This is a genomic window from Huintestinicola butyrica (genome assembly GCF_025567215.1).
GTDB classification, from domain to species: domain Bacteria; phylum Bacillota; class Clostridia; order Oscillospirales; family Ruminococcaceae; genus Huintestinicola; species Huintestinicola butyrica.
In genome coordinates this window covers 180,541-200,740 of record NZ_JAOQKB010000004.1, presented here as the reverse complement: position 1 = coordinate 200,740, position 20,200 = coordinate 180,541, and the positions used below count along the sequence as shown (strand labels likewise).

Sequence of the window (20,200 nt, the reverse complement as noted above, 5' to 3'; positions counted from 1 at the left end):
TATAGTTTTTAATTGGTGCTTAGTATAAGAAGATGTTGGTAAAAATAGAAAAGTCATAAGACAAAATCAGACTAAAAACGACCACAAAGGGAAAAAAGAAAAAGCGAGGTAAAGAGTTTAGAAAGTCCGCTGAGGGCAGAGCCATTTGGGCGCTGTAGCCTCAGTGGTAAAAAATGTTTATCTGCAAAATCCCTTTGCAAGCCGACATTCTCCTGTGCCACTATGGCACATATTTTCCTTACTCCTCTATCAGTATCTCCCCATAAAAAGCGTCAGTGCCCTTGTAAGTGTAGGTATATACCGATGTATCATAGGACTGCGCCGCCACTATCTTCTGAAGCTTGTTGTCAAACACCGCAAAGTTTATGCCGCTGCCGTTGGGGGCATATTCCTTTCCGTCTGCGATTATCCTTGCCACAGGCTGGCCTGTGACAGCTCCGCCGCTGGTTATGGTGACGGATATTTTTCCTCCGTAAAGGCTTAGATTTTCGGTAAGCTGTTCATCGCCTGTTTTCTCGAAAACTGCTTTTCCTCCGCTGACCACACCGATGTAGCTCTTTCCGTCAAGGGTGCGGAAATCAGTTTCAAAGCCCAGCTTTTTCAGCAGATGCCTGTACTGAAATTCCAGCATATCGCCTGTATCGCCGTTGACGCTGGCGACTATTGTGTAATTGCCTTTGTTAGCAAGCCCAAGAAACTGCATAAAGTCGGCGTTGTTGTAAAGCGCACGGTAATCGGTCTCCAGCATTTTGTCGGTAAGTCCGCTTACGGGCACAAAGATCGACCTGTATGGGAAAACGCCGTGAACGCCCTCGCCAACGCAGAACTGATTATAGGCAAGCGTGGATACTATCACCAGTGCCGCTGCTGCAGGAGCGATGCGCTTTCCGCCCTTGCTGAGCGTGTAGATCGTGTCCTTTATGCCGCTCACTTTCTTATCGGGTGCAAGTCGGCAGCTCTTCCAGCAGTCCAGGATTTCGGGGATCGCCAGCAGGATAAAGATGTATATGGGCATTGTAAAGCGCTCGATGATGAAATGCTTCACGATAAAAAGCCAGATAAAGAAGTTATAGAAGCTGAAATTTGCAAGCATCTGCGCTTCGGGAGCCTTGTCCTTCCAGCCTGTGAAATATGCGGCGAGGGTGAGTATCATCATCAGTGCCGGGATAAGCAGGAACACCCATGACAGACCCACTCTCAGGTAGATGGTGTCCATGTATTTTGCGTATCGGGGCAGGATATAGGTTGTGACAAAGGAAAGTATCTGCCTTGAAAAGATAAACGCCAGCACGCCCGCTCCGCCGATTATGCCGAGGCTTTTGGCGGAAGGCTTTATGAGCGACAGGAAATACACGGGAAGCAATATCAGCGCCGACACATGGAACATTGCCGCCGCAAGTATTATCAGCACAGCGGGAATATGCTTTCGGTCACGGAAGAACCGCCACCCCAGGAATATGACCGCCACGGAAAGGCTTTGTCTGGTAAAATTCAGTGAGTTATAGAAGAATGTTACGGTCAGGTACAGCCATGCGGATATCCATGGCATTTTGCTGTATTTTATGATGATATATGCGGTTGGCACCAGTATGAGCAGGGCGGTAAGGGTGTTGAGGATAAGATAGTCTCCGCCCAGCAGACCCGTAAGCTTCAGCAGCAGCACATACCCGGGTTCTATGCCTGTGGTGCGGACAGTATCAATTACGGAAAGTCCGTTATCCATAACGCTATGGAGATATGTGCGGTAGTTGAAGTAGTCGTTTCCCAGCCCGTATCTCAGCGAGGACATAACGAACATATATCCGAAAACCACGGCGATGTAGATGATATTTTTCTTTTTTGACGGCTTTCTTATGCACATGGGATAAGCCAGTCCCAGTATAAGCGCCATCAGGATATAATAAACAGCCATTTTACTCTGTCCTTTCAATGTTCAGTGCTTTGATTATAACATATTGTTGGCATTACGTCAATGATTTATGAGGGAGAGCGTTTGGTGGAAATTTATAAAATAGAAATGTTGATTTGTTCGTACCTGCGCCTTTTTGGCGCTGCTGATTTTTCCTTAGCTCATGCTTCCGAAATTCCGTGAGAAAATTGTCCGAATGTGTTGTACTTATCCGAAAAATGTGATATAATACCTTTATGTTATTATCGCTTATTTAGTAAAGGATGCTTTTATAATGGATCACAACACACACGGCAGGCTTATCGTTATCGACGGGCTGGACGGCAGCGGCAAATCTACTCAGTTTGACCGCCTGCTGGGGATCCTTTCCCCCAAGCTCAGCGTTAAGGGCATCAGCTTCCCCGATTATGATATGCCCTCCGCCACACTTGTTAAAATGTACTTGAGAGGTGATTTTTCCAAGAACGCTGCGGACGTTAATGCTTATGCCGCTTCTACTTTTTACGCTGCCGACAGATATGCCAGCTACAAGCTTTGCTGGGAGAAAAATTATCTGAACGGCGACCTTATCCTTGCCAGCAGATATGTCTGCTCCAACGCTATCCACCAGATGTCAAAGCTGCCCGAAAATGAATGGGACGGCTTTCTTGAATGGCTGGAGGACTATGAGTATGACAAGCTGGGGCTTCCCCGTCCTGACAGGACTATTATCCTTGATATCCCTGTGGAGCTTTCTCAGAAGCGCCTTTCGGAGCGTTATCACGGTGATGAGTCAAAGAAGGATATCCACGAGAGCAACATTGCTTACATGACTGCCTGCCGCAAAAGCGCTCTTTATGCTGCAAAAAAATGCGGCTGGGACGTTATAAGCTGCTGCGGTGGGGACGGACACATTTATTCTCAGGAGGAAGTCACTCAGATGCTCCTCAATATTATTGGCGAGGTTATCGGTTCAGATGCTTGAATTTAAGGTTATTGAGCTTTCCGACAAGCCGTGGATAGACAGTTTGCTGAAAATATCCGACTTTCGGGGCTGCGAATACTGCTTTGCAAACAACATGGCGTGGCGGAGAATGCACGACACAAGGATAACAAGATTTAAGGACTTTTACATTTCATGCTCATTTGACGGCGGCATATATTTCACGTTCCCTGCGGGCGGCGGCGATTATGCCGAGGTGCTGGGGGAGATGAAGAGGTTTGCGGAGGCAAACGGTTCTCCTCTTGTGATAGATTCGGTAACTCCCGACCTGTTCCCTGTGTTCAAAGAAAATTTCCCCGAGGGCAGCTATGAGATAACCTGCGACGAGGGCGACTGGGACTATGTTTACAACGCTTCCGACCTTGCGGAGCTTAAAGGAAAGAAATACCACGGCAAGCGAAATCATCTGAAAAAGCTGCTGGACGGTGAATATTCCTACGAACCGCTGACAGAAAAGGACTTTGACGACTGCATCACCTATGCTGTGGGCACATACAACCGCAGCGACGCTTACGATGACAGGTCGAAGGTCTGCGAGCAGTTTGCCATAAACACCTATTTTGAGAATTTCCATGCGCTGGGGCTTTCGGGCGGCGTGCTGAGGGTCGGCGGAAATGTGGCTGCCTTTACCATCGGCGAGCGGATAAACTCGGACACACTGGGCGTTCACATCGAAAAGGCAGAGGCTTCCGTTGAGGGAGCATATCCCGCAATAAACTATTTGTTTGCCCGTTCCGCATCGGAGGAATTTTCCTACATCAACCGTGAGGAAGATCTGGGCATCGAGGGGCTGAGAAAGGCGAAGCGCTCCTATCACCCTGCGTTTATGATCGAAAAACACACTGTTATATTCAAATAAATCTTTAAATGAAAGGATAATGGATCATGATATATGTATTTCTTGCTGAAGGCTTTGAAGAGACAGAAGCTATAACCCCTATTGATATGCTCAGGCGCTGCGGTAAGGAAGTGCTTACTGTAGGCGTTACGGGCAAAGTGGTAAGAGGCGCACACAACATTCCCGTTGAGTGCGATATCACCATTGACGAGGCCGGTGTGGGCGGTCTGGAGATGATAGTTCTCCCGGGCGGAATGCCGGGCACAAAGAACCTTGCTGCCAGCAAAAAGCTTGCTCAGATCATCGCATACTGCACCAACAACAAGATATTTATGGGCGCTATCTGCGCTGCTCCATCGGTGCTTGGCTCCATAGGTGTTCTTAACGGTAAAAAGGTTGTTTGCTACCCCGGCTTTGAGAGCGCTCTTACAGGTGCGCAGGTGCTCAGTGTTCCCGCCGTAAGGGACGGCAACATCATCACCGCAAGAGGTGCGGGCGCTGCTCTGGAATTTTCCTATGAGCTTATCAGCGCACTTATCGGCGTGAATGCCGCAAAAAAACTGGCGGGGGATATCATATGGAAAAAGTAACGGCTCCTGTGGGGGACATACGTGAATACAAAAACGAACTGCGCAGCAAATGCAAGCAGCTGAGGACAGGAATGTCAGCCGAGGTCAAGGCGGACAAGGACAGAAAAATATTTGAGCGCGTGGTATCATCGGGAGCGTACAGGGACACGGACATTGTACTTACCTACGTTTCCACTGCCATTGAAGTGGATACTATGGCGATCATAGAACAGGCTTTTGCTGACAAAAAGCGTGTGGCTGTTCCACGCTGCATTGACGGCACAAGGGACATGGAATTTTACTTCATCAAAAGCATGGACGACCTGGAAAAAGGCACCTTCGGCGTGCTGGAGCCTGCTCCCGAAAAGTGCGTAAAGGCATATGCCTTTGAAAAGGCTTTGTGCATTGTCCCCGGGCTTTCCTTTGATATGAAGGGCTACAGGCTGGGCTACGGTAAGGGATATTATGACAGGTTTCTTTCCGCTCACCCAAGGCTTGTAAAAATGGGGCTGTGCTACTGCTCATGCACATGCAACGAGCTTATCCACGGCAGGTTCGATGTCTGTGCGGATATGCTGGCTACTGAAAAATATCTGAGAAAATGCTCCGATCAGAGCAAAACTGAACAGGGCAGGACTGATAAAACAGACGGGAAGAAAGGAAGATGATAAATGGACGAAAAAAAGGACAATGTTACAGAATTTGCCGATACTCCCGAAGAAGATAAGGAAACCGAAAAGACTTCCGAAGTTGCTGACAGGTCAAGTGCAGATACATCAGCTGCCGATACATCAGTTGCTGATACATCAGTTGCTGATACATCAGCAGACAATAAATCTGCTCCTGACAATGAGACAGACGACAGCGTGGCGGAAGATGATGAGGATATATATGACGACGAAGAGGGCAACGGTGAAGAGGACGAAGAAGCTGAGGCTGCACGCCTTGAAATAAAGGAAAAGCGCAGAAAGGACAAGCGTAAGAAAAAGACCCACGGCAGGCTTATTTTTGCGCTTATCATGGTAACGCTGGTAATTTCGCTGGCGGTACTGGGTGCGGTGGCGGTCATCACTGTTTCCTCCGAGATACTGGGAATGGGCCGCTCCGACACGGAATTTTCCGTTGAGATACCCGAAAACTCAGGCACGGAAGCTATTGCGAACATTCTGCAGAGCGAGGGCATCATTGAAAGACCTGTTATCTTCCGCATATATTCCAAGCTCAAGGGTGCGGACGGCACTTACATAGCGGGCAGCCACAAGCTCAACCCCAACATGACCTACGGCGACATCATCGAGGCGCTGCAGAAGGACGCTATCAACCCCAGAGAGTTTGTGAACATCACGTTCCCCGAGGGCATAAGGCTAATTGACGCTGCCCAAAAGCTGGAGGACGCAGGTGTCTGCGATGCGGACGAATTTATCCGTGTGTTCAACTCCACCACCTTTGGCTTTGATTTTGAAAAGCAGGTAAAATCCAGCTCCAAAAAGTTCTACAAGATGGAGGGCTATTTCTTCCCCGACACCTACCAGTTCTATCTTGAAGAGGATCCCAAGAACGTGGCGAAAAAGGTCTGCAAGAACTTTGAATACAAGGTAACTCCCGATATGTACGGACGTATGGAGGATCTGGGCATGACGCTTGACGAGACTATCACCCTTGCTTCCATAGTTCAGGCGGAGGCTTCCAGCTCTATTGATATGAAGCTTGTTTCCTCTGTTTTCCACAACAGACTTAATAATCCCGACCAGTTCCCGCTGCTCCAGTCCGACCCAACCACAAACTATGTGGAAGCGGTCATCAAGCCCAATCTGGAGATATATTCCCAGTCCATGTGTGACGCTTACGACACTTACAAGGGCGGCGGACTGCCTCCCGGAGCTATCTGCAACCCGGGCATCGAGGCTATCCAGGCTGTGCTTTATCCCAGAGAGACTGACTACTACTATTTCTGCTCCGACCTTGACACAGGCGAGTTCTTCTTTGCCACCACTCTTGATGAGCATGAGGCAAATCTTGTAAAGGCTCATCTTGTGGCAGATCCCGATGAATAACTTGAAAGGTTGAAATTATGTCTTTGTTCATTCCCGAAGTTCTTGCGCCTGCGGGCGATATGGAACGGCTTGAAGCTGCTGTTGATTTCGGTGCCGACGCTGTTTATCTGGGCGGCACCTCCTTCGGCATGAGGGCAGGTCCGAAAAATTTTGACGAAGCGGCGCTGAAAAGTGCCGTTGAAAAGTGCCATGCACGGGGCGTTAAGGTATATCTTACCTGCAACACTCTGCCGAGAAATGATGAGATACCTTATTTTGAGGGGTTCATCAAATACGCATACGAGGTTGGCGTTGACGCTGCCATCGTTGCGGATCTGGGACTTTTATCCCTGATAAAGAAATACACTCCCGATATGGAGATCCATATGTCCACTCAGACGGGCATTGTGAATTATGTCACTGCCAATGAGCTTTACAACATGGGCGCAAAGCGTGTGGTGCTTGCCCGTGAGCTGAGCCTTGACGAAGTGGCGGAGATACGTGCAAAATCCCCTGCGGATATGGAGATAGAGGTATTCGTTCACGGTGCTATGTGCGTGTCATTCTCTGGCAGATGCCTGCTTTCCTCTTACCTTGTGAACCGTGACGCAAACAGGGGTCAGTGCGCTCAGCCGTGCAGATGGGGATATCATCTCATGGAAGAAAAGCGAGAGGGGCAGTATTTCCCAATTTTCGAGGACGAAAAGGGCACTTACATTCTCAATTCCAAGGATATGTGCATGATAGACCACATCGACAAGCTGGTAAAGGCGGGAGTTACCTCACTGAAAATAGAGGGACGTGCAAAGTCCGCCTACTATGTTTCGGTGATAACAAATGCTTACAGAATGGCGGTTGACTGGTACAAAGAGCATCCCGATGACTACAAGCTCCCCGATTACATCAGGGACGAGGTATTCAAGGTGAGCCACCGTGACTACTGCACAGGATTTTTCTTCGGACACCCCTCAGAGTGCAGACAGTATTATGAGGACAGCGGATATATCCGCTCCTATGATGTGTGCGCTGTGGTGGATAAGTGCGAAAACGGCCGCATATATGCGGAGCAGAGGAACAAGTTCCTGCTGGGCGACAAGCTGGAGATACTTGCTCCCTCGTGCAGACCTGTGGAATACACAGTAACCGAGATAACCGACGCTGAGGGCAATCAGGTCGAAAACACCTGCCATGCGGCGATGAAGTTTTCCATGCCCAACACAACGGGAATTGATTTTCCCTGCCATACCATTATCAGAAAAAGAAGTTAATACTAAGCTCCAATTAAAAGCTATACAAAAAATCAAGCATGATCTTGCGTATATGGATCATGCGATGATTTTTTTGTCTATAGTTTTATTGGTGATTAGTATAAAAAAGTCGGGCGGAAGCTCGGCTTTTTTTGTTTTGCTTAGAATATAATTGCATAATGCAATAAGTGTACCGGCATTTTTTGCATATATTCCACAAATCTGCAAAAAACAGCAGGAATTTTGCGCAATGCTATTGACAATCGCAGGATAGTGTGGTATTATAATTTTGCGAGATGCAAATAAGAACTGCAAGTTTAAAATTGCATAGTGCTAAATTATAAGGAGGTGAGGCGTATGGAAAAGGTTTTGTACTGCCCTGTGTGTGAGGAAAGTACGGAGCGTGAGGAGTGCGAGCGCTTCGGAATGTGTCTGGACTGCTTTATTGAAGAGCTTGTTGAAAATGTGCGTGACAATATCATAAGGGGTTTCCTTGCGGAGTACGGACATTTGCTCAGGGAGTACATATGGGAAAATTATTTTTAAGTTCTTATTTGCGTAGTGCAACAAGAAAGGAGGGCGCTGTTGAGGAAAATATCAAAGGACAAAATAATCGGGGAGATTGCGGCTGTGGCTTTTTCCGACTTCACCAAGTTCGTTTCCCTTGAAACGCTGCCCGAAAGGGGACAGGTCATGACGGTGACGGACACGGCTCTGCTCAACAGGCAGTCGGCAAAGGCTGTGGCTTCCATAAAGGCAGGCACAAAGGGCATTGAGGTGAAGCTTTATGACAAGCTCCGTGCGCTGGAGCTTCTGGGCAAGATCTATGGCGTGTTCGGCGGCGATATCTCTGAGGAGGAAGCGGTGGAAAATCTGAAAAAATTTTTCGGGGAGGACGGCTTTGGGACTGACTGAAAAACAGAAAAGCGTGCTGAGCGTTACCATAAGGGAGCCTTGCCGCTGGAACATCTCGGTGGGGGCAGTGCGGTCGGGAAAAACGTATCTTGACTACTACCGCATTCCCCAGCGAATATTTATCAGCGACCCTCGGGGTGGGATCGCCATAGTGGGCAACACGGTGGCAAGCGTTGAGCGGAATATCCTTTCGCCCATGCGTGGGATATACGGCGAGAAGCTTGTGGGGCGTGTCAAGGGAGGCGGATATGTGCGGCTTTTCGGAAGGGACTGCTTTGTTATCGGTGCGGGGCGCAGCGGCAATGCGGACAAGCTCCAGGGGTCAAGCCTTTCCTGCTGCTACGGCGATGAGATAACCACATGGAGCGAGGGCGTTTTCAGAATGATAGGTTCAAGGCTTGACAGGGAGACTTCGGTTTTTGACGGCAGCTGCAACCCTGCGTCGCCATCCCACTGGTTCAAGAAATTCCTTGACAAAGGGGTGCCGGGCGGCAGCGTAAGGGTATCGGGCTTCACTATTGACGATAATCCGGCTCTGCCCAAGGGATTTGCTCAGGCGCTGAAAAGGGAATATGCGGGGACGGTTTATTACGACCGCTTTATCCTGGGGCTTTGGAAAAATGCTGAGGGGGTCATTTACAGGCAGTTTGCGGACTGCCCTGAGAAATTCATCTGCAAAATGGCAAAGAACATCATCATGGCGGACATGGGTGTGGATTTCGGCGGAAACGGCTCTGCCACGGCGTTCAACGTGACGGGCTACACGGCGGGGTACAGGCAGATATACACTCTGGAGGAGTATTACCGAAAGGGGATAATGTCCCCTGCGGAGCTGGAGCGTGATTTTGCGGATTTTGTTAAAAGGGTCAGGAAAAAATATCCCATGCTCAGGGATATTTACTGCGACAGTGCGGAGCAGGTGCTTATAAGAGGACTGCAGAATGCTGCGATACGTGAAAGGCTGCCTGTGGAGATACACAACGCCCGAAAGGGCGAGATAAGCCAGAGAATAAGGTTTTACAATGCTGTTTTAAGCGACGGCCGCTACAAAATTCTTGCACAGTGCAAGAACACTATTGCCGCATTTTCTCAGGCTGTGTGGGAGGGCGGAAGCCTTGACAGGCGGCTGGACGACGGCAGTGTGAACATTGACAGCCTTGACGCTCAGGAGTATTCCACGGAGCGGAGAATGAAGGATATCCTTGATGTTATGAGATAGAAAGGAATGATGTGATTGGGCATAATTTCGGAGGCGCAGAGGGCGTTCCCCCAGGCGAAAATTCCCCACGAAGAGGAATATTACCGCACGGTGATAGCTGCCTGCGCCGATATTTACAAGGGTGAGCCGCCTTGGGCGTATGTGAAGCGCTCGGGGCTTTACGGCAAGGGCGAGCGGCGTATGAGCATGCTTGGCGGCGCTTACGTTCAGCAGTCAGGCGGATATTTACTGCGCCGACCACCGCCAGCAGGAGCTGGTTGAAAGGGTGCTCCAGGACAACGGCTTCTGGGAAAATATGCCCTCGTTTTTCAGCCGTGCTTATGCGCTGGGCGGAGGTGCGCTCAAGGTTTTCATTGACGGGGACATTGGCATCGACTACATATCGGCGGACAGCTTTATTCCTGTGGGCGGCTTCTGCGGCAGCATAAAGGAGGGCATATTTCGCAGCAGATTTTACAAAGGCGGCGAGGCGTTTACTCTTTTTGAGCGGCAGGGAGCAGACGGCAGCGGCATTTTCACGGACAGGGCGCTGTTTTCCTCCCGTGACGGATATCTTGGGGAGCAGATACCTGTGGAGACGATGGTTGATGGGCTTTCGGAACATTCGGAGTATGACATCTGCGAGCCGCTTTTCGGGTACTTCCGACCTGCGGGGGCGAACAATCTCTCCGATGAGACCATGCTGGGGCTGAGCTGCTTTGCAAACTGCACCGACACTCTGAAAGCTCTCGACATAGCATTTGACAGCTTCTCACGGGAGTTTGTGCTGGGGCGCAAGAGGATAATCGTGCCCTCATCTTGCATCAGGACGGTGGTTGACCCCGACACGGGCAGGATAAGCAGGTATTTCGACACGGACGATGAAGTGTATCAGGCGCTTAAATGCGACGAGGAAAAGGACCTGAAAATATCCGACAACACCTGCGAGCTGAGAGTTTCGGAGCACGTTGACGCTATAAATGCGCTGCTTGATATTCTCTGCTTCCAGACGGGGCTTTCATCGGGAACGCTTTCGTTCAGCACCTCGGGCGGACTTAAAACGGCGGCTGAGGTCAAGAGCATGGAGACACGCACGGAGATCACAATGCAGCAGAACAGGTGCCTTGCGGCGGAGCTTATCGAAAGCACGGTGAAGAGCATTATCCGCTGCGGAATGCTGTGCGGCGAGATACCAAAGGGTGATATTTCCGTCAGGGTGGCTTTTTCCGACAGGCAGACGGTGGATAAGGGCGAGATAATCGACCAGAACGTAAGGCTTGTGTCGGCGGGGCTTAAAAGCAGGCTTTCGGCGGTCATGGCTGTGCTGGACTGCTCGGAGGAGGACGCACTGGCTGAGATAGAAAGGATCAAAAAGGAGGAAAAGGTATGAATGAAGAAAACGAGAAGTCTGTAAATGAAATTACAAATATGGGTGGGGATATCTCTCCCGATGAGGGCAATGGAGATGTTGACGTTGCTGACGTTGCTGACGCAGCTGATATCCATGCCCTTGAAGAGCAGGTGGCGGCTCTGACGGCTGAAAATGCAAAGCTTCGCAATCAGCTTTTCTGCGAGAGGGAGGGCATTCCCCGTGAGCTGACGGAGGACATTATCTGTGCGGCTTCCGCCCGTGCTGTGGGGGGAGTGAGCTTTGAAGAGGCGGCGAGAGATATATTCGGCAGGATATCTAAATTCGGCGGCTCGGGTCAGAAGATATCCACGGGAGTAAGGTCACGCAGGGAAGGGAACGGTGATGATGTACTGCGCAGGGCTTTCGGACTTAAGTAATTCACTGACAAATCAAAATGAAATTTGAAAGGAAAGGTAAAAATTATGGCTAACACAATTACACTTGCTAAGAAATACGCTGCGCTTCTTGATGAGGCGTACAAGGAAAATGCGAGAACTGCTGTTCTTGAGTCGGACGCTTCCCTTGCAAGAGAGGGGGCAAATGCCAACGAGATAGTTATTCCCAAGCTCACCATGGACGGGCTTGCAGACTACTCCCGTTCAAGCGGATATGTGGCTGGCGATGTTTCCCTTTCGTGGCAGACTGTTCAGTTCAACTACGAGAGAGGACGTATGTTCAGCGTTGATGCTATGGACAACGAGGAGAGCCAGAGCATTGCTTTCGGTTCCCTTGCGGGGGAGTTTGTGCGCACAAAGGCTGTGCCTGAGCTTGATGCCTTCCGCTTTGCTTCCTTTGCGGGCACAACGGGCATTGGCTCCGCATCTGCGGCGCTTTCCACAGGTGCGGACGCTGTGGCTGCGGTGAGAACTGCGGTATCTGCTCTTGATGCGGCGGAGGTTCCTTCCGAGGACAGGGTGCTGTTCATCACTCCCGTGCTGAAAGGACTTATCGACGACATGGACACCACAAAATCCCGTGCGGTGCTTGCTTCCTTTGACAAGATAGTGACTGTTCCCCAGTCCAGATTTTACACCAAGATAAAGCTCAATGACGGCACCACATCGGGGGAGACTGACGGCGGCTATGCCAAGGACACTGATGGCAAGAACATCAACTTTATGATAGTTCACAAGGGAGCGGTGCTCCAGTTCACCAAGCACGCTGTACCCAAGATCATTTCCCCTGCGGCAAATCCCGATGCGGACAGCTGGAAATACGGCTATCGCAGCTATGGTCTGTGCAGTGTTTATCCCTCCAAGGCTGCGGGCATTTACTGCCACTACTCCACCACCTAAGCGGCGTGTCGCCGCAGCCGCCCATTGGGAGGTTATGTGAGAAATATTTTATTCGTGGCTCGGTAACTGCAGTTTGCAAAAGACTTGCACAGAGATTGCGGCGTGTCACCGCAGCCGCCCATTGGGAGGTTATGTGAGAAATATTTTAATCGTGGCTCGGTAACTTTGATTTGCAAATCAGTTTGCTGAATTTTCGGCTTAGCAATTAGTTTATATCGAAACATCAAGGGGGCTTATGCTCCCTTGGAAAGGAGTGTTTATGGCGGTAGATTTTGCGTATTACAGGGATATTTACGGGGGAAAGGGCGATGAAAGCGAAATTTCTCCGCTGCTTGCAAGTGCGGAGAGGGTCGTGAGAGGGTGTGTGGTCGATGTATCGGAAGCCGATGAAGCTTTCAGGACTGCGGTATGCGTTCAGGCGGATTTCCTTGACAGGGCAGAGGACTGCGGGGGATATTCCTCGGTGAAGATAGGCAGCTTTTCTGTGAGCGGAGGTTCACATGGCGACAGATTTTCCGCACATCTCTGCGGCGAGGCGGAGGCTGTGCTTGACTGTGCGGGGCTTTTTTACAGGGGAATGGAGGTGTAAGATGTATCCTATTCCAAAAGAGGTGCTCATACATTCCTGTGTGCTGAAAAACTATTCCGAGGAGGGTGCGTTCGGTGAGCGAAAGCTTATTTCGCAGACGGTGCTTTCCAATGTGCGGATATGCGTTTACGGCAAGGCTCAGAGGGATATTCACAGCAGGAATGTGAAAAAGTGCGGTGTGCTTTATTATGACTGCCGCAACAGCTCCCCGGAGGACGCTGAGTTCATGGGGGAAGATTTTATCGGCACTGTTGTTTTCAACGGCACAGAATATGAGATAACCTCGGTGAAATATTTTTACGGCGGCGATGAGCTTCATCATCTTGAAGTGGGACTTGGAGGGGCTGTGTGAAAACAGAAAATATAATTTCGGCAATATGCGCCGCAAGCGGAGCGGTATGCGGTTCGGCGGCGGGCAAGGGGCTTTCCTTTGAGCTTAAAAGCGGCAAGGCGCAGAAAATGGCGGCGGGACAGCTCTGCGAGATGCGTGGGGTGCTTTGCTCCGCAGGCGATGACAGGAAAGCCGCTCTTGAAGCTCTTGACACGGCGGCAGATGTGCTTTGCGGATATCGTGGAGACGGAATTTACAGGATATCTGCGCCGTCGCCGGGGGTGCTTTACTTTAACGGGAGCTTCCGCTTTGAAAGAGAGATAATTATTATTGCAGGGGAGGAATGGGAATGACGGTCGGACAGGCTATGGCACTGACAGGCGGCGGATTTTCTGCGGGGGAGGACTTTGTTTTCGGCATTGACCTTTCTGAGGGGCTGACTGCCGAATATTCGGATTTTACGGCGGTAAAGGAAAAGGTTTACGGCATAAGCGCCGAACTTTCACGAAAAACAAAGCTCATCACTTTTGTTGACGGGTGGAGCAGTCGGGCGGTATCGGATTTCCTGAAGGTGCGCATAAAATTCGCTGCCTGCTCGGAAAATGCAGTGCAGAAAGCGGTGGTCAAGGCTGCGGAAAACGGCTCAAAGCTCCGCTGTGTATATGCGGGGCACGGTCAGGAGCCTATGATATGCGGCATGAGTGTTACGGATATCTCAGTATCGGACGGCGAGCTGTTCGGGCACGTTATAGATGTTACGCTTTCGATGTAAGGAGGGGCTATGGGAATATATCTGAAAATAGGCAGCACCGATGTGAGCAGGTTCATCACCGAAAACAAGTACAGCATTTCCGTATCGTCGGTGTATGACAACGGCGCGAGTTTGTGAACATTTACGGCGCAAAGGTCAGGGAAAAGACAGGCTATGAGGTGGATATATCCGCTGAGCTTTCGGACGTGGACGACACATCTGCGGCGACGCTGTCGGCAGCTCTTTCTGGGGAAAAATGCAGCGTATCATATTCTGCTCCCACGGAGAAAACAGGGGAATTTCAGTGCTCGGGCTTTTCGCTTTCCCTTGACCGTGTTTACAGGGGAGAAAAGTTCTGGACGGCTCAGGTAAAGCTCCATGCGGCTTTTGTGCCTGAGGACGGTCTTTAGACCGCCTGTTATAACCATCGGCGGCAATGTTATCACGGCTGACAGGATACAGTCCGCAAGGCTTATAAGGACGGCAGAAAATATGCCGATAAAGGGCATTGTGCAGTCGGAGCTTATAGTTGCGCTCAAAACCGACCTTACCTTTGAGCCAAACGCCCTTGTGACGGTAAAAACAGGGGGAGAAGACCCGCTGGAGTTTTCGGAGCATTTTATCAGTCGCATAAGCCGCAGAGGGGGTCTGCTGGAGATCCATGCCATGGACAGAATGAGAGTGACGGAAAATGACTTTGACGACAGCCTTTACAACCGCTCAAACGAGCCGTATGTGCTTTCATTGGTGCTTGCCGATATGGCTTCCCAGTGCGGCTTTGCGGGATTCGGCGGCGGTAACTTCTGCACGGACAAGATATATTTTGAGGAGCTTCACGGAAAGAAATGCCGTGAAATTCTGGCGCACATTGCGGAAAATACAGTGGGTGCTTTTTACTGCTCCAACGACAACAGGCTTAAATTCACGCCTTTTCTTTCCGCCTCGTGCAGCATCGGAATGGAGGACAGCAGGAGCGAAAAAATGTATCTTCATTCGGAAAAAGGTCCTTTCACGGCGGTGTATTGCAAAAACACCGCCACAAATGAGGTTTACGGTGCGGGTCAGAGCGACAGCTTCCGAAATGTGCTGAAAATAAGCGGCAGGCTTATGGACAAAGCTCGTGTTACGGCAGTTCTCGGCGCTGTGGCTCAGAAAAGCTACCGCTCCTTTTCATGCGGAAGGATAGCTATAACAGGCGCTCCGGAAGGGCTTACAGAGTTCATATTCACGGGGCATGAAAGCGGGCTTATCTCCGCAAGGACAGTGGTGCATTTTACGGGCAAGGGAGCTTATGCCGAGGCAAGGGCTGCGGATATCTGCGAGGACGAGTCGAACTACACCGACCTTACGGGCTATGAGCTGCGCAAAAGGATAGAAGAGGGAAGAAAATACGGCTGCACGGTGATGACCGAGCGTGGTATCGGCTTTGTGGAAGAGGGCGATGAGCTTAGGGCAGGCAGCGGCAGGTTCTTTTCGGCGCTTTCGGACAGGATAACCCAATTTGACGGGGTGATGTTTGACGGCATCATGCCCGAATATGTGCAGTCAGTATCGGACACAGTGAAAAAGATAAAGTACGGCGGCAGCGTGTATGTGTTGAGCTTTAAGTCGGAGGGCGGCAAAAAGACGGACATCACATTTGCAAAGGAGGAAAGCTCATGAGCTTCATGGCGGGGTATATGCTGGGTCTGGCAGACAGCAGAGAGCCTGTTCTTACGGATATTTCCGTTGCGGAAAACGGCGAGTATCTCCCGCCTGAGGGGTATGACGGCTTTGGAAAGGTGACGGTGAATGTCAGCTCTCAGGCGGCGATAAATGAGCTGAGCATTTCCGACCCCGGGGTGTATATAGCATCTGACTACGGCTGTGACGGCTTCGACCCGGTGAATGTGAGCAGCAAGTACAAGGATCTGTATGACCTTGCCACAGGCAGCGGCGGGAATAACTCCACCGAGGGCGGGGCGGAGTTATCGAACTCGGTTGCATCGGGCAGCACCGACAATACAAATGACTATCTGCTGTCATTTAAGGGAACAGAGCCACCGGATGTAACAAACCACGGAAATTCGGTGCGGATATCCTTTTATACGGAAATGACGCCTCACCCTGTTCAGGCGGATTATTATACTCTGAGCTATCACTGGAAAATGGAAGACCTGCTGACGGGGGAGAGCAAAACAGGCAGCTGCTTTTCGGTAAATTACGGCTGGAACAAGGCTACCACAAAGCAGCCGCTTTTTAAAATAACAAGGATAGAATACGGCAGCGGCGTGGTGAAGATATATTACTCCCTTACAAGATACTGGGAGGACGGCTCGGAGCGTGACACCGCAGGAAACAGGCGTGATTTTGACCACAACAGCGTGGGTGCGGGAAATTACACCGACAGCTGGATAATATCGCAATAATATAAGGAGGGATTTGTTTGAAGAGGATAAAAGAGCTTTTTATCGTTATCGGAACGGCGCTTTCTGCGTGGCTGGGGATACTTTACGTGCCTGCAATGATACTTTTTGCCTGCAATATCATTGACTATGTAACGGGCATATGTGCGGCAGGGTACAGGAAAGAGAACGTAAGCTCCTACAGGTCGTTTCGGGGGATAGCAAAGAAAATATGTATGTGGCTGCTTATTGCGGTGGGGGCAATGCTTGATATACTGCTGGAATATGCGGCGGAAAATGTGGGGATATCGCTCGGAGGGGAGTATATTGCAGGCTCGCTGGCGGCGGTGTGGCTGATCGCAAACGAGGTCATATCCATACTGGAGAATATACGTGATATAGGAACGCCTCTGCCGCCGTTCCTTATGACCATTGCGGGGAATATCAAGGGGAAAGCGGAGGACAAGATAAAATAGCATTGTTTTTCGGCGGATAAGAGCTTTTTTTATTACATTTTGTTATATAATCCCAAATATTGGAAAAAATAATATATAATATTAAAATAAAGGAATCTTAACGAGAAAGGGCGAAGCAAATGAACTCCATTCCCGGAAACAGACTGAGAGCGCTCAGGGAGGACAATGACCTTACTCAAAGGGAGATCGCAGCTGTACTTAACTGCTCGCAGGTGAGCTATTCTCATTATGAAATAGGCAGGCGGGATATACCTCTGGAGTTTCTTATCAAACTTTCGGATTTTTATGACGTGAGCGTTGATTATATCCTTGGTCTTACAGACGTAAAACAAAAATATCCAAGACAGTCGGCAAAGCGGTGATTTGCCGACTTTTTTTATAGGCTGATAATTACAAAATTTAATAATTTCCGTTCACAGAATTGTCTGCCTTTGCAATTTTGTCCATTTTGTAACTTGATTAAAAAGATATGTTGGGATATAATTATTTATAATATGACAATATGAATATTTCCGAAAAAGGAGGACTTGCTTTGAAAAAAAGCTTTATAAAAATAGTTTCCGTGCTTACAGCGGGAACTCTTGCCCTTGGGGGCGTTCCCGTTATGGCAGAGGATAATAAAACTGCCGATCTTTCGGCAGAAGATGTTATATCAGCTCAGGATATGGCAGCGCTGGAGGAGCGTATCTCCCCTTATTCCGTTGAGGTGCTGGAGGCCGATGTTACCGAGGAAGAGGACGGACTTATCGACAGCTCCCTTGAGCTTGCACGGGAGGAATGCGAGTCGGAGGAGGCGGCATACACCGAGTATCAGTACGCTTCCTACAATTTCCAGTCGGACTTCTTTTACTCCCAGCTTTCCGCAGAGGCAAGGGCGTATTATCAGCAGTTTGCGGCTGCCTGCGAACAGGCGGCAAATTACTCCGTGAACTACACGGGCAGGGTAAGCACCACCAGTGCGGACGGCACAAAGAAATCACACTACGTTATTGCAAAGGTGCCCTTTACGGGTCGGTTCACCCAGGACGAGGCACTTGCCGTTGCGACGGCGTTTTTCTACTCCAATCCCCAGTATTTCTTCGTTTCACAGCTGGCTTGGAACAGCGATAATATCTATCTTATCACCTATGACGGATATGAAAACGGTGCCGCACGTATGGCTGCGGCAAATCAGATAGATATTGCGACTTCTCAGTGGCTGGCTGAGATAAATCAGGGCAGGGACGACCTTGAAAAAGAATCTATCATCTACAAAAAACTGTGCGACAGCGTTATATACAACAAGGACGAGAACGGCGCCATAAGCGAAGGCTCCAACCAGACCATTGCAGGTGCGCTGCTGAACGGCAGGTGCGTCTGCAACGGATATGCCATGACAGTTACATATTTCAGCCACCTTATCGGTATCGACTGCGTTGGAATAGTGGGCAACAACCACGCTTGGAACAGCATAAACCTGGGCGGCAGCTGGTATGACCTGGACGTTACCTGGATGGACAGGTACGAGGTCACGGGCAGATATTATTACCCGTTCTGCAACAGGGGCAGCGGAGTTTTTATGGCTCTCGACAGCTCGGGATACCACAACCCCAAGGAGAGCAGATATAAAAACATCACTCTTCCCGATGCAAGCCACTCGAACCCTCTGTTCATCACCCTTGACGCTGAGAGGAATGCAAGCGGTTCCGCAGCCCTTAACTGGGAGGCTATAAACGGCTGCCAGGGCTATTCCCTTTACAGATACCGCAGCGGCGCATATTCTCAGGTAAGCGAGTTTTCATCGGCATATACGGGCTGCACTGTGGCTGACCTGCAGAATTCCGACGGATTTGTGGTAAGGGCGCAGATGTGGGACCCTGTGACATATCAGAATGTGCTTACAAGCTTTTCTCAGTCGGCGGTGGCTTACGTTGAAAATACCGTTCAGAAGCCGCAGATAACCGGACTTATTGCAGGCGACAGGTCGATGACAGTCAACTGGACTTCCGTTGACGGTGCTTCAAGATACGGCGTGTATTATTACATAAACGGCAAGTGGACCTGCGCAGGATATACTTCCAACCTTTACATGAACGTTACGGGGCTGACCAACGGCTCAAGATATGGCTTTGCGGTGAAGGCGTATGTAAACGGCGCATGGACTGACGTTACCTCCTCCGATATGGTGTATGCTTCCCCCGAGGGAGCGGACAAGCCCGTTATCACATCTGCGGAAGCGGGAGACAAGAGCGTAAAGCTCACATGGGACGGCGTTGATACCGCAGAAAAATATGCGGTGTATTACAAGCTTGACGGCAGGTGGACCTGCTATGGCTATACAACAGATCTCACAATGAATGTAACGGGGCTGACCAACGGTTCAAGCTACGGTTTTGCGGTGAAGGCGTATGTAAACGGCGCATGGACAGGCGTTGCATCCTCCGACATCGTGTATGTATCCCCCGAGGGAGCGGACAAGCCCGTTATCACATCTGCGGAAGCGGGAGACAAGAGCGTAAAGCTCACATGGGACGGCGTTGATACCGCAGAAAAATATGCGGTGTATTACAAGCTTGACGGCAAGTGGACTTGCTATGGCTACACAACAGATCTCGCAATGAACGTTACGGGACTGATCAACGGTTCAAGCTACGGATTTGCAGTCAAGGCGTATGTGAACGGCGCATGGACAGGCGTTGCTTCCTCCGACATCGTGTATGTATCCCCCAAGGGAGCGGACAAGCCTGTTATCACATCTGCGGAAGCCGGAGACAGGAGCGTAAAGCTCACATGGAGCGGCGTTGACAGTGCGGAAAGATATGGCGTATATTATTACATCGGCGGCAAGTGGAGCTTTGCGGGTCACACGACTGAGCTTACATATGAGGTCAGCGGTCTGGCAAACGGTTCGAGGTACGGCTTTGCGGTAAAGGCATATGTAAACGGCGCATGGACGGCAGTTACAAGCGCCGACATGGTGTATGCTCAGCCTGCGGGCAGCACGGTCACAAGCGACAAGCCCGTGATAACCAAGGCGGAAGCGGGCGACGGCTGTGTTTATCTTGAATGGACTGCGGTTGAGGGTGCTGACCGATATGCAGTCTATAGCTACATCAACGGCACATGGACATTTCAGTGCTATACCGATGCCATAGGGATCAACATTGAAAATCTTGCCAACGGAATAAAGTACGGCTTTGCGGTAAAGGCGTATGTTAACGGCTCTTGGACGGCTGTAACATCTGCTGATATTGTTTATGCAAAGCCTGCGGCAGAGGCGGCATAATATTTGG

At 50.1% G+C, this 20,200-nt stretch carries 24 protein-coding genes; 23 read left to right on the top strand and 1 reads right to left on the bottom strand.

Annotation, left to right across the window (positions count from 1 at the left end; translation table 11 throughout):
* Positions 1-238: 238 nt before the first annotated feature.
* Positions 239-1,912 carry an EpsG family protein gene (locus OCV68_RS06490; RefSeq protein ID WP_262571565.1) on the bottom strand — a complete coding sequence of 558 codons (1,674 nt, stop codon included), beginning with the start codon at positions 1,910-1,912 and terminating at the stop codon, positions 239-241.
* A 271-nt stretch (positions 1,913-2,183) separates the two neighbouring features.
* On the opposite strand from OCV68_RS06490, the gene OCV68_RS06485 reads away from it, so the two are divergent.
* The 23 genes from OCV68_RS06485 to OCV68_RS06375 all read left to right on the top strand — a co-directional run bounded on the left by OCV68_RS06485 (position 2,184) and on the right by OCV68_RS06375 (position 20,193).
* Positions 2,184-2,873, top strand: a complete 690-nt coding sequence (locus OCV68_RS06485) for a dTMP kinase (RefSeq protein ID WP_262571563.1) — start codon at positions 2,184-2,186, stop codon at positions 2,871-2,873.
* Positions 2,866-3,750 (top strand): DUF2156 domain-containing protein, encoded by an 885-nt coding sequence (locus OCV68_RS06480; protein WP_262571561.1) that lies wholly within the window; start codon positions 2,866-2,868, stop codon positions 3,748-3,750. Before OCV68_RS06485 ends, OCV68_RS06480 begins: the two co-directional genes overlap by 8 nt.
* Before the next feature lie 26 nt (positions 3,751-3,776).
* Entirely contained in the window at positions 3,777-4,319 is a 543-nt protein-coding gene (locus OCV68_RS06475) for a DJ-1 family glyoxalase III (RefSeq protein ID WP_022475226.1), read from the top strand.
* Positions 4,307-4,966 (top strand): 5-formyltetrahydrofolate cyclo-ligase, encoded by a 660-nt coding sequence (locus tag OCV68_RS06470; protein WP_147622060.1) that lies wholly within the window; start codon positions 4,307-4,309, stop codon positions 4,964-4,966. The genes OCV68_RS06475 and OCV68_RS06470 overlap by 13 nt, the downstream gene beginning before the upstream one ends.
* A gap of 3 nt (positions 4,967-4,969) precedes the next feature.
* Positions 4,970-6,352: an endolytic transglycosylase MltG gene (gene mltG, locus OCV68_RS06465; RefSeq protein WP_262571558.1), complete on the top strand. Its 1,383-nt coding sequence runs from the start codon at positions 4,970-4,972 to the stop codon at positions 6,350-6,352.
* Between the two features lie 17 nt (positions 6,353-6,369).
* Positions 6,370-7,599, top strand: coding sequence for a peptidase U32 family protein (locus OCV68_RS06460; protein ID WP_262571557.1), 1,230 nt, complete (start codon positions 6,370-6,372; stop codon positions 7,597-7,599).
* Between the two features lie 336 nt (positions 7,600-7,935).
* Entirely contained in the window at positions 7,936-8,124 is a 189-nt protein-coding gene (locus OCV68_RS06455) for a hypothetical protein (RefSeq protein WP_262571555.1), read from the top strand.
* Positions 8,125-8,163: 39 nt separating this feature from the next.
* A complete protein-coding gene (locus OCV68_RS06450) occupies positions 8,164-8,493 on the top strand; it encodes a terminase small subunit (protein ID WP_022475221.1) in 330 nt (109 codons plus the stop codon).
* Positions 8,480-9,712: a PBSX family phage terminase large subunit gene (locus OCV68_RS06445; protein ID WP_262571550.1), complete on the top strand. Its 1,233-nt coding sequence runs from the start codon at positions 8,480-8,482 to the stop codon at positions 9,710-9,712. Before OCV68_RS06450 ends, OCV68_RS06445 begins: the two co-directional genes overlap by 14 nt.
* A gap of 15 nt (positions 9,713-9,727) precedes the next feature.
* Entirely contained in the window at positions 9,728-9,973 is a 246-nt protein-coding gene (locus OCV68_RS06440) for a hypothetical protein (protein WP_262571548.1), read from the top strand.
* The gene (locus tag OCV68_RS06435) at positions 9,903-11,081 is read left to right on the top strand and encodes a phage portal protein (protein WP_262571546.1); all 1,179 of its coding nucleotides are present in this window, start codon (positions 9,903-9,905) and stop codon (positions 11,079-11,081) included. The genes OCV68_RS06440 and OCV68_RS06435 overlap by 71 nt, the downstream gene beginning before the upstream one ends.
* On the top strand, positions 11,078-11,479 hold the full coding sequence (locus OCV68_RS06430; protein ID WP_262571544.1) for a hypothetical protein: 402 nt from the start codon (positions 11,078-11,080) through the stop codon (positions 11,477-11,479). Before OCV68_RS06435 ends, OCV68_RS06430 begins: the two co-directional genes overlap by 4 nt.
* A gap of 45 nt (positions 11,480-11,524) precedes the next feature.
* Positions 11,525-12,397 (top strand): hypothetical protein, encoded by an 873-nt coding sequence (locus OCV68_RS06425; RefSeq protein WP_022475217.1) that lies wholly within the window; start codon positions 11,525-11,527, stop codon positions 12,395-12,397.
* A 259-nt stretch (positions 12,398-12,656) separates the two neighbouring features.
* Positions 12,657-12,986, top strand: coding sequence for a head-tail connector protein (locus tag OCV68_RS06420; RefSeq protein WP_262571543.1), 330 nt, complete (start codon positions 12,657-12,659; stop codon positions 12,984-12,986).
* Position 12,987: 1 nt separating this feature from the next.
* Positions 12,988-13,338 (top strand): minor capsid protein, encoded by a 351-nt coding sequence (locus OCV68_RS06415; RefSeq protein WP_262571541.1) that lies wholly within the window; start codon positions 12,988-12,990, stop codon positions 13,336-13,338.
* Positions 13,335-13,670 carry a hypothetical protein gene (locus tag OCV68_RS06410; RefSeq protein ID WP_022475214.1) on the top strand — a complete coding sequence of 112 codons (336 nt, stop codon included), beginning with the start codon at positions 13,335-13,337 and terminating at the stop codon, positions 13,668-13,670. Before OCV68_RS06415 ends, OCV68_RS06410 begins: the two co-directional genes overlap by 4 nt.
* A complete protein-coding gene (locus OCV68_RS06405) occupies positions 13,667-14,089 on the top strand; it encodes a hypothetical protein (protein ID WP_262571539.1) in 423 nt (140 codons plus the stop codon). The genes OCV68_RS06410 and OCV68_RS06405 overlap by 4 nt, the downstream gene beginning before the upstream one ends.
* Before the next feature lie 113 nt (positions 14,090-14,202).
* Positions 14,203-14,478: a hypothetical protein gene (locus OCV68_RS06400; protein ID WP_262571538.1), complete on the top strand. Its 276-nt coding sequence runs from the start codon at positions 14,203-14,205 to the stop codon at positions 14,476-14,478.
* Positions 14,447-15,730: a hypothetical protein gene (locus OCV68_RS06395; RefSeq protein WP_262571536.1), complete on the top strand. Its 1,284-nt coding sequence runs from the start codon at positions 14,447-14,449 to the stop codon at positions 15,728-15,730. Before OCV68_RS06400 ends, OCV68_RS06395 begins: the two co-directional genes overlap by 32 nt.
* Positions 15,727-16,476 (top strand): hypothetical protein, encoded by a 750-nt coding sequence (locus OCV68_RS06390; RefSeq protein WP_262571534.1) that lies wholly within the window; start codon positions 15,727-15,729, stop codon positions 16,474-16,476. The genes OCV68_RS06395 and OCV68_RS06390 overlap by 4 nt, the downstream gene beginning before the upstream one ends.
* Positions 16,477-16,493: 17 nt before the next feature.
* The gene (locus OCV68_RS06385; protein ID WP_262571532.1) at positions 16,494-16,928 is read left to right on the top strand and encodes a phage holin family protein; all 435 of its coding nucleotides are present in this window, start codon (positions 16,494-16,496) and stop codon (positions 16,926-16,928) included.
* 119 nt (positions 16,929-17,047) lie between these two features.
* Positions 17,048-17,290: a helix-turn-helix domain-containing protein gene (locus OCV68_RS06380; protein ID WP_022475208.1), complete on the top strand. Its 243-nt coding sequence runs from the start codon at positions 17,048-17,050 to the stop codon at positions 17,288-17,290.
* A 170-nt stretch (positions 17,291-17,460) separates the two neighbouring features.
* Positions 17,461-20,193, top strand: a complete 2,733-nt coding sequence (locus tag OCV68_RS06375) for a hypothetical protein (protein WP_262571530.1) — start codon at positions 17,461-17,463, stop codon at positions 20,191-20,193.
* Positions 20,194-20,200: the final 7 nt, after the last annotated feature.